The 13,653-nt window shown below is 68.4% G+C and carries 9 protein-coding genes; 8 read left to right on the forward strand and 1 reads right to left on the reverse strand.

Translation table 11 applies throughout. From position 1 onward, the window contains the following. Nucleotides 1-22: 22 nt before the first annotated feature. The 7 genes from dnaE (at nt 23) to WS92_RS16165 (ending at nt 11,796) form a co-directional block, all read left to right on the forward strand. Nucleotides 23-3,547 carry a DNA polymerase III subunit alpha gene (dnaE, locus tag WS92_RS16135; protein WP_059934711.1) on the forward strand — a complete coding sequence of 1,175 codons (3,525 nt, stop codon included), beginning with the start codon at nt 23-25 and terminating at the stop codon, nt 3,545-3,547. A gap of 37 nt (nt 3,548-3,584) precedes the next feature. Next, a complete protein-coding gene (gene msbA / locus WS92_RS16140; protein WP_043282092.1) occupies nt 3,585-5,375 on the forward strand; it encodes a lipid A export permease/ATP-binding protein MsbA in 1,791 nt (596 codons plus the stop codon). A gap of 53 nt (nt 5,376-5,428) precedes the next feature. After that, nucleotides 5,429-6,511 carry a glycosyltransferase family 4 protein gene (locus WS92_RS16145; RefSeq protein ID WP_059934749.1) on the forward strand — a complete coding sequence of 361 codons (1,083 nt, stop codon included), beginning with the start codon at nt 5,429-5,431 and terminating at the stop codon, nt 6,509-6,511. Between the two features lie 317 nt (nt 6,512-6,828). Beyond that, nucleotides 6,829-7,974, forward strand: a complete 1,146-nt coding sequence (locus WS92_RS16150; RefSeq protein WP_009911721.1) for a glycosyltransferase family 9 protein — start codon at nt 6,829-6,831, stop codon at nt 7,972-7,974. Then, nucleotides 7,971-9,269: an O-antigen ligase family protein gene (locus tag WS92_RS16155; protein WP_015601990.1), complete on the forward strand. Its 1,299-nt coding sequence runs from the start codon at nt 7,971-7,973 to the stop codon at nt 9,267-9,269. The genes WS92_RS16150 and WS92_RS16155 overlap by 4 nt, the downstream gene beginning before the upstream one ends. Continuing rightward, a complete protein-coding gene (locus WS92_RS16160) occupies nt 9,266-10,537 on the forward strand; it encodes a glycosyltransferase (protein ID WP_006025029.1) in 1,272 nt (423 codons plus the stop codon). The genes WS92_RS16155 and WS92_RS16160 overlap by 4 nt, the downstream gene beginning before the upstream one ends. A gap of 86 nt (nt 10,538-10,623) precedes the next feature. Further along, entirely contained in the window at nt 10,624-11,796 is a 1,173-nt protein-coding gene (locus WS92_RS16165; RefSeq protein WP_059934712.1) for a glycosyltransferase family 9 protein, read from the forward strand. Nucleotides 11,797-11,946: 150 nt separating this feature from the next. Here WS92_RS16165 and WS92_RS16170 read toward each other — a convergent pair whose 3' ends face one another. Next, entirely contained in the window at nt 11,947-12,711 is a 765-nt protein-coding gene (locus WS92_RS16170) for a glycosyltransferase family 2 protein (RefSeq protein ID WP_059934713.1), read from the reverse strand. A gap of 442 nt (nt 12,712-13,153) precedes the next feature. Here WS92_RS16170 and WS92_RS16175 point away from each other — a divergent pair, with 442 nt between their 5' ends. Then, nucleotides 13,154-13,537, forward strand: coding sequence for an RcnB family protein (locus WS92_RS16175; protein WP_059934714.1), 384 nt, complete (start codon nt 13,154-13,156; stop codon nt 13,535-13,537). Nucleotides 13,538-13,653: the final 116 nt, after the last annotated feature.

Below are 13,653 nucleotides of genomic sequence, written 5' to 3' on the forward strand. Positions count from 1 at the left end.
TGGGCCGGCTACAATAGCGCCCATGTCAGATCCCCGTTTCGTTCATCTCCGCGTTCACTCCGAATTCTCGATTGCCGACGGCATCGTGCGTCTCGACGATATCGTCAAGTCGGCGGCCGAAGACGGTCAGGGCGCGCTCGCCCTGACCGATCTCGGCAACGCGTTCGGTCTCGTCCGTTTCTACAAGGAAGCCCGCGGCGCGGGCATCAAGCCGATCGCCGGCTGCGACGTCTGGATCACCAACCACGACGATCGCGACAAGCCGTCGCGGCTGCTGCTGCTCGTCAAGGACAAGCGCGGCTACCTGAACCTCTGCGAGCTGCTGTCGAAGGCGTGGCTCACGAACCAATACCGCGGCCGCGCGGAGCTCGACGCGAACTGGCTCGAAGGCGAGCTCGCCGCAGGGCTGCTCGCGCTGTCCGGCGCGCAGCAGGGCGACATCGGCCTCGCGCTCGCGGCGGGCAACGAGGCGGCCGCGCGCCGCCACGCGCAGCGCTGGTCGCAGGTGTTCCCGGGCGGCTTCTATATCGAATTGCAGCGCCACGGCCAGCCGGGCGCGGAAGCGTACATCCAGCAGGCGGTGACGATCGCGGCCGAGCTGATGCTGCCCGTCGTCGCGACGCATCCGCTGCAGTACATGACGGCTGACGACTTCACCGCGCACGAGGCGCGCGTGTGCATCTCGGAAGGCGACATCCTCGCGAATCCGCGCCGCCAGAAGCGCTTCACGACCGAGCAGTTCTTCCGCACGCAGGACGACATGGTCGCGTTGTTCGCCGATCTGCCTTCGGCGCTCGCGAACACGGTCGAGATCGCGAAGCGCTGCAACCTGACGCTCGAGCTCGGCAAGCCGAAGCTGCCGCTCTTCCCGACGCCCGACGGCATGTCGCTCGACGACTACCTCGTGCAACTGTCGCAGGAAGGGCTCGAGAAACGCCTCGTGCAACTCTATCCAGACGAGGCCGAGCGCGAAGCGCAGCGCGACAAGTACAGCCAACGTCTCGATTTCGAGTGCGGCACGATCAAGAAGATGGGCTTTCCGGGCTACTTCCTGATCGTTGCGGACTTCATCAACTGGGCGAAGAACAACGGCGTGCCGGTGGGGCCGGGCCGGGGCTCGGGCGCGGGCTCGCTCGTCGCGTATTCGCTCGGCATCACGGACCTCGATCCGCTGCGCTACAACCTGCTGTTCGAGCGCTTCCTGAATCCGGAGCGGGTGTCGATGCCCGACTTCGACATCGACTTCTGCCAGCACGGGCGCGATCGCGTGATCCAGTACGTGAAGGAGAAGTACGGCGCGGACGCGGTGTCGCAGATCGCCACCTTCGGCACGATGGCCGCGAAGGCGGCCGTGCGCGACATCGGCCGCGTGCTCGACTTGGGCTACATGTTCACCGACGGCGTCGCGAAGCTGATCCCGTTCAAGCCGGGCAAGCACGTGACGATCGCCGATGCGATGAAGGAAGAGCCGCTCCTGCAGGAGCGCTACGACAACGAGGACGAAGTCCACCAGTTGCTCGATCTCGCGCAGCGCGTCGAGGGCTTGACGCGCAACGTCGGGATGCACGCGGGCGGCGTGCTGATCGCGCCCGGCAAGCTGACCGACTTCTGCCCGCTCTACACGCAGGGCGACGACGGCGGCGTCGTCAGCCAGTACGACAAGGACGACGTCGAAGCCGTCGGCCTCGTGAAGTTCGACTTTCTGGGGCTGACCACGCTGACGATCCTCGACTGGGCCGAGCGCTACATCCGCCGGCTCGATCCGTCGAAGGCCGACTGGTCGCTCGCGCAGGTGCCGCTCGACGATCCGACGTCGTTCCAGATCCTCAAGAAGGCCAACACGGTCGCCGTGTTCCAGTTGGAAAGCCGCGGCATGCAGGGCATGCTGAAGGATGCGCAGCCCGACCGCTTCGAGGACATCATCGCGCTCGTGTCGTTGTACCGACCGGGCCCGATGGACCTGATTCCGAGCTTCTGCGCGCGCAAGCACGGGCGCGAGAAGGTCGAGTATCCCGACATGCGCGTCGAACCCGTCCTGAAAGAGACCTACGGGATCATGGTCTATCAGGAGCAGGTGATGCAGATGGCGCAGATCATCGGCGGCTACTCGCTCGGCGGCGCGGACTTGCTGCGCCGCGCGATGGGCAAGAAGAAGCCCGAGGAGATGGCCCAGCATCGCGAGATCTTCGCGGAGGGCGCCGCGAAGAACGGCCTCACGCGCGAGAAGTCCGACGAGATCTTCGACCTGATGGAGAAGTTCGCGGGCTACGGCTTCAACAAGTCGCACGCGGCTGCGTACGCGCTGCTCGCGTACTACACCGCGTGGCTGAAGGCGCACCATCCGGCCGAATTCATGGCGGCCAACATGACGCTCGCGATGGACGACACCGACAAGGTGAAGATCCTGTTCGACGATTGCGACGTCAACGGCATCGCCGTGCTGCCGCCCGACATCAATCAATCGCATTACCGCTTCGAGCCGGTCGCGCAAGCCGACGGCAAGCGTTCGTGCACGATCCGCTACGGCCTCGGCGCGATCAAGGGCAGCGGCCAGAACGCGATCGAGGAGATCCTGCGCGCGCGCGAGGAAAAGCCGTTCGCCGATCTGTTCGATTTCTGCGAGCGGATCGACCGGCGCATCGTGAACCGCCGCACGATCGAGGCGCTGATCCGCGCGGGCGCGCTCGATTCGCTGCACGCGAACCGGGCGCAATTGCTCGCGTCGGTGCCGCTCGCGATGGAAGCCGCCGAGCAGGCGGCCGCGAACGCGCTGCAGGCGGGCCTTTTCGACATCGGCGGCGTGCCCGCGCACCAGCACGCGCTCGTCGACGAGCCCGCCTGGGACGACAAGCGCCGCCTGCAGGAGGAGAAGAGCGCGCTCGGCTTCTATCTGTCCGGCCACCTGTTCGACGCGTATCGCGACGAGGTGCGCCGTTTCGTGCGCCAGAAGCTTGGCGAGCTGAAGGAAGGGCGCGACAAGGTGGTGGCCGGCGTGATCGCGTCGCTGCGCACGCAGATGACGCAGCGCGGCAAGATGGTGATCGCACTGCTCGACGACGGCACTGGCCAGTGCGAAGTCACCGTGTTCAACGAGCAGTTCGACGTGAACCGCGCACTCTTCAAGGAAGACGAACTGCTGATCGTCCAGGGGCAGGCGCGCAACGACGCGTTCACGGGCGGGATCCGCTTCACCGCCGATTCCGTGATGGATCTCGAGCGCGCGCGCAGCCGCTACGCGCAGGCGGTGCGGATGACGATGAACGGCAACGCGGATGCGGCGGCGCTGCGCCGCGTGCTCGAAGCGCACGTCGCGAAACCCGACGACACGCCCCCCGCCGAGGCGCCGGCGCCGCGCGGCGGCCGCGAAGGCGGGCGGCGCGCGCAGGTGGTGATACCGAACGGCCTCGTGGTGCGGATCGCCTACAGCAATGCGCGCGCGCAGGGCGAGATGCGCCTGGGCGACGCGTGGCGCGTGAAGCCGAGCGACGCGCTGCTCGCCGACCTGCGCGCGGCGTTCGGCGGCAGCGTCGTCGAGATCGTCTACTGATCCTCCTGCACGTTTTCCGGATTCTCCCGAGGACATTTTGAGCGTCAAGCCTACCCTAAGCAAACCGATCGGCGGCCAGGACGCGTCGTCGCCCGCCGTTGTGATGCGCCGCCTTTGGCCGTACGTGAAACCGCTCGTATGGGTGCTCGTCGCCGGCGTGCTCGCGATGGCGGCGGTTGCCGCGACGGAAGCCGGGATTCCCGCGCTGCTCAAGCCGCTTCTCGACCACGGCTTCGGCTCGAAGGGTGACATGACGACGAAGCTGTATGTGCCCGTGGCGGTCGTCGGCCTCGCGCTTGCGCGCGCGCTCGCGCAATACGCGTCCGGCTATCTGCTGCAGTACGTGTCGAACCGCATCCTGCTCGATCTGCGGATCCAGATGTTCGAGCGGATGATTCACACGGGCGTATCGTTCTTCCAGCGCGAGACGGCGAGCACGGTGATCAACGCGGTCGTGTTCGAAGTGAACCAGGTGCTGAGCGTGCTGATGGGCGTCACGATCACGCTCGTGCGCGATTCGCTGACGGTTGTCTTCCTGCTTGGCTATCTGTTCTATCTGAACTGGCGCCTGACGCTCATTGTCGCGATCCTGTTGCCGTGCATCGGCTGGCTCGTCGGCAAGATCAACCGGCGGCTGCGCCGCCTGAACCGCGAGCATCAGACGCTCACGAACCAGCTCGCGTACATCGTCGAAGAGACGGTCGGCGGCTACAAGGTCGTCAAGGTCCACAACGGCGAGCCGTACGAGATCGGGCGCTTCAACGAGCTGAGCCGCAAGCTGCGCGGCTATTCGATGCGGATGACCGTGTCGGGCGGGCTTGCGCAGCCGCTCACGCAGTTTCTCGCGTCGATCGCGCTCGCCGTCGTGCTGACGATCGCGGTCGTCCAGTCGGCGAACGATCAGACGACGGTCGGCGGCTTCGTCGCATTCGTGACCGCGATGCTGCTCATCATTTCGCCGCTCAAGCACCTGATGGACGTGAACCAGCCGCTGCAGCGCGGGATGACGGCGGCCGAGCTGATCTTCGGGCTGATCGACGAGCCGTGCGAGCCTGAAGGGGGGGGCAAGCCGCTCGCACGCGCGTCGGGCGCGATCGAGTTCAGCCATGTGTCGTTCTCGTATGGCATGCCGCGCGACGGCCGGCAAACGCTCGACGACGTGTCGTTTACCGTCGCGCCGGGCGAGATGGTCGCGCTCGCGGGACCGTCGGGCAGCGGCAAGACGACGCTCGTCAATCTGCTTCCGCGCTTCTTCGATCCGTCGTCGGGCGCGGTGCGCGTCGACGGCGTCGCGCTGCCCGAGTACAGCTTGCATGACCTGCGCAACCAGATCGCGATGGTGAGCCAGGACGTCGTGCTCTTCAACGACACGATCGCCGCGAACGTCGCTTACGGCCAGACGCCCGAGCGCGACCGCGTCGAGGCGGCGCTGCGCGCGGCGAATCTGTGGGAGACCGTCACCGCGATGCCCGACGGCATCGACACGCTCGTCGGCGACAACGGGATGCGGCTGTCGGGCGGTCAGCGCCAGCGTCTCGCGATCGCCCGCGCGATCTACAAGGATGCGCCGATCCTGATTCTCGACGAGGCGACGTCCGCGCTCGATTCCGAATCCGAGCGACACGTGCAGGCGGCGCTCGAGACGCTGATGAAGGGGCGCACGACGCTCGTGATCGCGCACCGCCTGTCGACGATCGAGCGCGCGGACCGGATCCTCGTGCTCGAAGGCGGCAAGATCGTCGAAAGCGGCAGCCACCGCGAACTGCTCGAGCAGGGCGGACTGTACGCGCACCTGCATCGCATCCAGTTCCAGCAGGACGCAGGGTGAGCGGCACACGTCCGGCCGGGCGGTCGTCCGGCGAGCGCGATGGTCGCGATCCGATGAAAATCGGCCTGTCGTGCAACGCGCTCAAGTACGGCGGCGGGCTCGAGCGCTATGCGATCGACCTCGCACGCGGTCTTGCCGCCGTCGGGGTCCGGCCTTCGATCTTTGCGCGATCGTTCGATTCGTCGGTGCCGGAATACCGGTTCGTCGAGCCGCACCGGATCAACGTTTCGTTCCTGCCCGGCAAGTGCCGAGACGCATGGTTCTCATGGCGCCTGCGCGCGGCCCGCCGCGCGTCACCCGTCGACGTGCTGATCGGCTGCAATCGCGTCGATTCGTCTGACATCGCGATTTGCGGCGGCACGCATCTCGGCTTTCTCGATGCGATCGGCCGCACGCCGACGTGCTCCGATCGCCGTCAGATCGCGCTCGAACGCCGTCAATACGAGCGCGCGCGCTTTGTCGTCGCGCATTCGATGCTGATGCGCGACGAACTGCGCCGCTTCTACGGGCTCGGCGACGACAAGATCCGCGTGTTGTTCCCGCCCGTCGACGCCGCGCGCTTCACGCCCGTCGACGCCGTGCGCCGTGCCGAGCTGCGCACGCGCTTCGGCTTCGCCGGCGACGAGGTCGTGCTGCTGTTCCCGTCGAGCAGCCACGAGCGCAAGGGGCTGCCGCTCATCGAAGCGGTGCTGCGTGACGCCGGGCCGGGCGTCGTCGTCGCTGTCGCCGGCCGGCCGCCCGAGCGAACGTCGGAGCGGCTGCGCTACGTCGGCTACGTGAAGGACATCGAGGACGGCTACCGTGCCGCCGATTTCACGATCCTCGCGTCGAAGTACGAGCCGTTCGGGCTTGTCGGCATCGAATCGGTGATGTGCGGCACGCCCGTCATTCTGTCGTCGAACGTCGGCTGCTGCGACGCGATCGCGCCGTCGGCGAAGCTCGTGTTCGCGCCCGGCGACGCGGCCGGGCTACGCGGTGTGCTCGATGAAGCCGTGCGGCGGGCGAGGGCGGGCGCCGTGCGCGTCGAATCGGGCGCTGCGGCGCATGCAGCGATCCAGTACGATCCGGGCGTCGCGCGCCACGTCGCGCAATTGCTCGATCTGGCCGCCGAGGCTGCGGGCGACGGGCCGCGGTGACGCGCGTTCGCGCGTCGCCCGGCCCGGCCTTTCATCAGGATATTGGCTCCGGAAGCGTCTGGGCCGAATGGTATACTCAGCGGGTTCCGCTCGGCCCCGCGCGCATGTGCAATGCGTCGCGGGCCGAGCCGCGTACTTGGGCCCGGTGACGAGGAATGCGCGTTGGTTTTGCGGATGTCTCACGAGGGTTCCGGCGCGTTCCGGTTTGTCCCCCGCAATATGAATCGTGGAAATTCTGCATGACGAAACGGCTTTCGGCCGGCCTCCGGCGCATCGCATCACAAGTGACGGAATCGATCGGCCGTTGATCTAATCGAATGAGCAGACTTCACGGCCGGATCCACATCTTCTCGCGAGCGCTGCCGAGGCTCGCTCTCAAGCCGTTGCGGCGCAGGCCCGTTCGTCTGCGGCGCATCCTGATCGCGCATCATCTGCTGCTCGGCGACACGTTGCTGCTGACGCCGCTCGTCGCGAAGCTGCGCGAGCAGCACCCGGATGCGCAGATCGTGCTGGCGTGCCCGAAGGCGATTGCGCCGCTTTACGCGAAGCGGCCGTTCGGCGTCGACGCGCTCGCGTTCGATCCGCGCGACGGCTCGTCGGTCAGGCGTCTCCTCGCGTCGGGACCGTACGATCTCGGCATCGTCGCGGGCGACAACCGCCACAGTTGGCTTGCGCTCGGCGCGGGCTGCCGCTGGATCGTCGCGCATGCGGGCGATGCGCCCGCGTGGAAGAACTGGCCGGTCGACGAGCCGGTTCCGTATCCGGAAGCGCCCGCCGCTTGGGCCGATTTCGCTGCGGCGCTCGTCGACGGGCCCGCGCCGCGCCTCTATCGCCCGTCCGACTGGCCGGCGCCGCAGGCAAGCGCGCCGCTGCCCGCCGCGTTGCGCGAGCGGCCCTACGTGGTGCTCCATCCGGGCGCGAGCACGGCGGTCAAGCGCTGGCCGTCCGCGCGCTGGCTCGATCTCGCGGGCCGCATCGAGGAGCAAGGCTATCTGCCCGTCTGGAGCGGTGGACCGAGCGAAGTCGAGCTCGTCGCCGAGATCGGTCCTGATCCCGCGCAGCCGAATCTCGCGGGGCGGCTCGGCCTTGCCGATCTGTGGCACGTGCTCGCCGGCGCGCAGGCTGTCGTATGCCCCGATACCGGCATCGCGCATCTCGCGCGTCTCGTCGGCGTGCCGACCGTCGCGCTGTTCGGCCCCGGCAACGCCGGTATTCATGGCGCGGGCCGCTATTGGCAGGACGCGCCGTTCGTCGCGCTGACGATCGCGGACATGCCGTGCCGCGACCAGCCGTCGATTTTCCGGCGTCACGTCGCATGGGTGCGGCGCTGCGACCGGAATGCGACGACCTGCGTCGCGTGGCGCGACGACCATGCAGACTGCATGGGACGTCTTTCAGTGGATGCGGTGCATCGTGCGCTGCAAAACGTTTTGGCGCTTGCGCCGTCAAGTTCAAGTCGATGACGATTACGACATCGCGCGTCGAGCGCGTGCTTTGGATCGCGTGTCCCACGCTGATGTTCGGCGTGATGTTCGGCCACATGAACGGGGTCGTCAACACGACGCTCGCGTTGATCGGCGTCGGCACGCTTGCCGGCATCCTGTCCGCGAGCCGGCCGCCGTTCCGGCAATGGCCGCTCGTTTTGCCGATCGTCGCATGGGCTGCGTGGAGCCTCGCGTCGGTCGGCTGGTCGCTGTATCCTCGCATCAGTCTGCGCGCGTGGTTCGACGAGGTGCTGTATCCGCTCGTCACGTTCTGGGGCTTCTGGCTGTTCGGCTCGCGCGTGAAGCGTCCCGAATGGCCGGTGCTTGTCGTATGGGCCGCGTGCGTGCTGCTTGCGCTCCTCAGCGCGTTCTACTGGGGGCGTCTGCAGCCGCCCACGCCGGATATCTTCCCGGTTCGCTTCTACAACCGCGTCGGCCACACGAGCACGCTCGTCGTGTTCGCGATGCCGCTCTTCGCCGCGCTGCTGATGCGCGTTCGCTGGCGCGCGATCGGCGTGGTCGGGCTCTTCGCGTGCGGCTTCGTCGGGCTCGCGAGCCTGAACCGCTTCTTCTGGCCGGCGGCGGGGGCGACGCTCGTGGTCGCGTTCTATCCGCTCTATCGGCGCCGGCTCGGCATGAGCGTCGTTGCGATCATGGTCCTCGGCGCCGCGGCGCTCGGGTTGCTCGAATACAGCGCGCGCGAGCGCGATCCGTCCGCGTCCGCCGCAACCGCTTCGGCGTCGTCGGCCGCGCGCGACATCACGGTCGCCGGCCAGCGGGTCTACGTGCCGGGCGAGCTGAACGCGCTCGGCGATACGCTGTCGTCCGACACGCGCCCGAAGCTCTGGGCATTCTATGCCGAGCAGGGTAAGCAGCATGCGTGGCTCGGCGTCGGCTTTGGCAAGCCGCTGCCCGGACACGCGTACGCGGCCGACGCGCCGCCGCTCTTGTTGCAGATCGAGCCGCAGGCGCTCACGCATGCGCACAACCTGTTCCTCAACACGTGGTTGCAGACGGGCTATATCGGCGTCGCGCTGGAGGCGATGCTGTTCGTGAGTCTCGCGGCCGCGTTCTGGCGGCTCAGGCGCGGCGTGCCGGCTGTGTCCGCGGCGGGGCTCGCGCTCGTCGTCGGGATGATCGCGAAGAACACCGTCGACGATTTCATGTGGCAGACGACGATGCTCGCGTTCTGGTCGTTCGCGGGTTTCCTGCTCGGCCAAGGCGAACGCGAGGCGCGCGCGCCGCGCGTGTCGCAAGACGGAGACGCACGATGACGACGCCCGTCGCGCCCGACGCGCCGCCCCTTACGCTCCTCGAACAGGCCGCCGCGTCGGCCGGCTTCGCCCGCCCGGGCGCCCGGCACGTGCGCATCCTGTTTCACATCAACGACTTCGGCCGGGGCGGCACGGAGACTGCGCTGCTCGCGTGGCTCAACGCGCTCGATCGCCGCGTGTTCGAGATCGGACTGTCGGTCACGTATCCGACGCCGGATCTGACGACGTGGTGCGCGAAGGCGATTCCGCCCGACGTCGCGCTGCAGGTGCTTGCGCCCGAGCGGTGGATGCATGCGCTCCACCAGCGTGAGCGCGTGCGCAAGCTGCGCGGCGGCGAGAAGCTGTTGCACAAGGCGTCGACGCATGCGTTGATCCGGCCGGCCGTCGCGCGCCGATTCCTGCAACTCGCGCGCGGCTACGACGTGGTCTGTGATTTCGATTTCTCGCTGCGCCGTATTGCGGGGCGCGGCGGCATGCCGTGGATCGGCGTCAGCCATTACAGCTTCGCCGCGCGGTTCGGCGACAAGAGCACGTCGTACATGGCGCGGCGCGTTCGCCAGTACGAGCGCTACGCGGCGCTCGCGGTGCTCACGCCCGGTATGCAGCGCGAGGCCGAGCCGCTCTTCGCGAATACCCGCGTCGTCGTCACCGCACTGCCGAACGTGATCGATCCGGCGGCGCTGCGCGGGCGTGCGGACGAGCCGGCCGAACTGCCAGCCGGGCGTTTCATCGTGTCGGTCGCGCGCCTCGACGAAGGGCAGAAGGACCATCGGACCTTGCTGCGTGCGTATGCGAAAGTGCGTGCGCGCCGTGCCGACGCGCCGCGCCTCGTGCTCTTGGGCGACGGTCCTGACCGCGGCGCGCTCGAGCGGCTCGCGACGGAGCTCGGGCTGTGCGATGCGGTGCAGTTCGCGGGCTTTTGCGCGAATCCGTTTCCATACGTGCGCGCGGCCGACATGCTGATCCTGAGCAGCCGCTACGAGGGTTTGCCGATGGTGCTCGGCGAGGCGATGGCGCTCGGCACGCCGGTAATCTCGTCGGATTGTCCGACGGGGCCGCGCGATCAGCTCGACGGCGGTCGCGGCGGGCTGCTCGTGCCGCTCGGCGATGCCGCGGCGCTCGCGGACGCGATCGAGCGGATGCTCGCCGACGACGCGCTGCGCGCGGCGCTCGTCGCCCATGCGTCGCGCAAGATCGAGGCGTTCGGTCCCCGCGCGGCGAACGCGCGCATGCAGGCGCTCGCCGCGCAACTGCTCGAGTCGGCGTGAGCACGCCCGCGCCGCCAGGGTGCGCGGCGCGAATTCGCTAAAATGTCCAGTCGCCCGTTCTTCAGGCTTTCACCGTGACCGTTCCGTTGACGCTTCCCCGGCCGCCGCGCACCATCCTCGTGTCCTGCACGCGTCGTCTCGGCGACGTGCTGCTGACGACGCCGCTCGTTCGGTCGCTGAAGGCGCGCTGGCCCGACGCGCAGATCGACATGATCGTGTTTCGCGGCACCGAAGGCGTGCTCGAGCACAATCCCGACATCCGGCGTGTGATCACGGTCGCGCCGCGCGCTCGGCCGAAGGAACGCATCGCCGACGCGCTGCGCATCTGGCGCAAGTACGATCTCGCGTGCGCTGCGATCAGTTCCGATCGCGCGCGCTTCTACGCGTTCTTCGCGGGCCGCTGGCGGATCGGACTCGTCGATCCTGAGCGGGTCACGCGGCTCACGCGGCTCATCCTGAACGGCATCGTGCCCGATGAGCACCGCGGCGTCCATACCGTCACGAGCAATCTGTCGCTCGCCGGCGCGCTCGGCGTGACGCCGTGCGCCGACGTCGTCGCGCCCGGCATCGGCGACGATCCCGCCGCGCGCGCGCGCTTCGACGCGAAGCTGTACGGGTCGTCCGCGCTGTCGCGCGACGAGCCGTATGTCGTGCTGCATCCGTATCCGATGTTTCGCTACAAGCAGTGGCACGAGGACGGCTGGGTCGATCTCGTGCGCTGGGCGCGCAGCCGGGGCTTCGCGGTTGCGTTGAGCGGCGGCCCCGCGCAGCCCGAGCGCGACTATGCGGCGCGGATCGCGCAAGCGGCGGGCGAGCCCGTGCTGAACATGGCGGGCGAGCTGTCGTTCGGCGAGAGCGCCGAGATGTTCCGGCGCGCGCGGCTCTTCATCGGCCCGGACACCGGCGCGACCCACGTTGCCGCCGCTTGCGGCGTTCCGACGATCGCCCTCTTCGGGCCGTCGAATCCGACGCGCTGGGGCCCGTGGCCCGCGCACTGGCCGGCCGGCAACGAGCCGTGGCCGCTGCGCGGCTCCGGGCGGCACGGCAACGTCCAACTTCTGCAAGGAGAAGGCGACTGCGTGCCGTGCAAGCTCGAAGGCTGCGACCGGCATCTGGACAGTTGGAGCCGATGCTTGACTGAATTGTCGTCGGCGCGCGTGATCGGCGCCGCGGCCGCGATGCTCGGACTCGATGCGGCGAGCACGCAGGCGGACGTCGCGATGCCGGTCGACGTCAGCCGGCTCGGGGCGCGCAAGTAAGGCGGCCCCCCGGATCGGGCCGGTGTATCGCGGCGTGCCTCGACTTCGACGACGCGATTCGTTCGGCTGCGTGTGATCGATCGGGCGTGGTGCGGATCACGCGTGCAGCGAGTGCATCGTGCGACCGTGCCGGCGCGGATTCTCCGCGCGTCAGTCGCGCCTCTTTTGCGGCCGCGAAAATCCGAGCTTCAGGAAGCGGTAGTAGACCGTTTCGGCATTGAACACGGCGATCATGAAGCCCGCCCGTCCATCCAGGAAGCCGCGCCGCAGCAGATAGGTGCGCACGAATGCCCACACGCCGCGTCCGAGCGCCTTCGCCAACCCGCCGCGCTTGCCTGCCGCGCGACGCTGTGCGGCGCCCGCGCTCGAATATGCGTCGAGCTTGCGCAGCACGGTTTCGAAATCTTCGTATGAGTAGTGAAGCAGCTTGCCGTCGAGCTTCGCGGACGGTCCGTCGAATACGAGGCGCTCGTGGACGAGATCATCGGAAAAGCGTGCCGCGCCTCGCCTGAAAAGCCGCGGCAGCCAGTCCGGGTACCAGCCGCTGTGACGCACCCAGGTGCCGCAGAAGCTCGATAGCCGGTCGAGCGCATAGACCGGCGCGCGCGGCGCGCGCATCGCCGCGCGAATCGATGCGGCGAGCTCGGGCGTGACGATCTCGTCGGTGTCGATCGACAGGATCCAGTCGGTGTCGAGCGCGGCCACTGCGCGATTCTTCTGCGGCCCGAAGCCCGGCCAGTCGGCGGCGACGATGACGCGCGCGCCGTGCGTCTTCGCGATGCCGACGGTCGTGTCGGTGCTGCCGCCGTCGACGACGACGATGTCGTCGGCGAACGACAGCGCGTCGAGGCATTCGGCCAGCCGGGCCGCGGCGTTGTGGGCGATGAGGGCGACGCCGAGAGTGGGTTCTGCCATGAAAGCGGTGTCTGAATGCGAGAGGGGCGTTGAGCGGTGAGCGCGAGTATACCCGCGTGCCGCTGGGCGGCCGGCGCGATTGCGCAAGCGGACGGGGGCCGGCTTGCGGTGCGCGTCCGGCAAGGCAGTTGTGATCAGCGCGCCGGCTCCCGGCGACGAGCGACGATTCGAGCGACTCGGGCGACTCGGACGGGGCAACCCGGAGAGATCGGAGGGTCGATGGGGCAGACGAGCGGATGGCCGGAGACGGACGATGGAGCTGGACCAGAAGGCCGGACGGCGCGGTCCGAGCAAGCAGCAGTGTCGCCGAATCGGCGATTTGAGCTGTCTCGGATTTTTTTGATCTCGACCCGCAATTTCCGGCGGATTCGGCGCGATGTGCTACCTTTTTCTATGCGCCCCGGCGCCGACAGCCGGTTGCGCCTTTTCACGGAGAGATTCGATGAAAGCACATCGTACGCTGTGGATTTCGATGCTCGCTGCCGGCGCGCTCGTGTCGTCGCTCGCCGCCGCCCAACCCCACGGCCCGGGCGGACCGGGCGACGAACGCCACGGGCCGCCTCCCGGCAAGCATGTCGGGCGCGATCACGGCGGATACGGCGACGACGGCGGCCCCCGTCCCGGCGAGCACCTCGGGGACGAAAACGCCGCGTGGCGCCGCGGAGATCGCCTGCCGGACGAATACCGGGACCGCCAGTACGTGATCGACGACTGGCGCGGGTACCGCCTGTCGCCGCCGCCGCGCGGCTATCACTGGGTCGGGATCGGCGGCGACTACCTGCTCGTGCGCATCTCGACGGGCGTCATCCTGCAGATCGGACCGTAAGCCGGCCGACGCGCGGTACGCCGACCGCCGTTTCCCGCGAAATCGGGCGCAGCGGCCGATACGGGGGGCCGCGCACATCCCGTTTCCCGGCCGGCTCGGGTGCGGCTCGCGGCCGC

The organism is Burkholderia sp. MSMB1588 (assembly GCF_001546925.1).
Lineage (GTDB): Bacteria > Pseudomonadota > Gammaproteobacteria > Burkholderiales > Burkholderiaceae > Burkholderia > Burkholderia humptydooensis.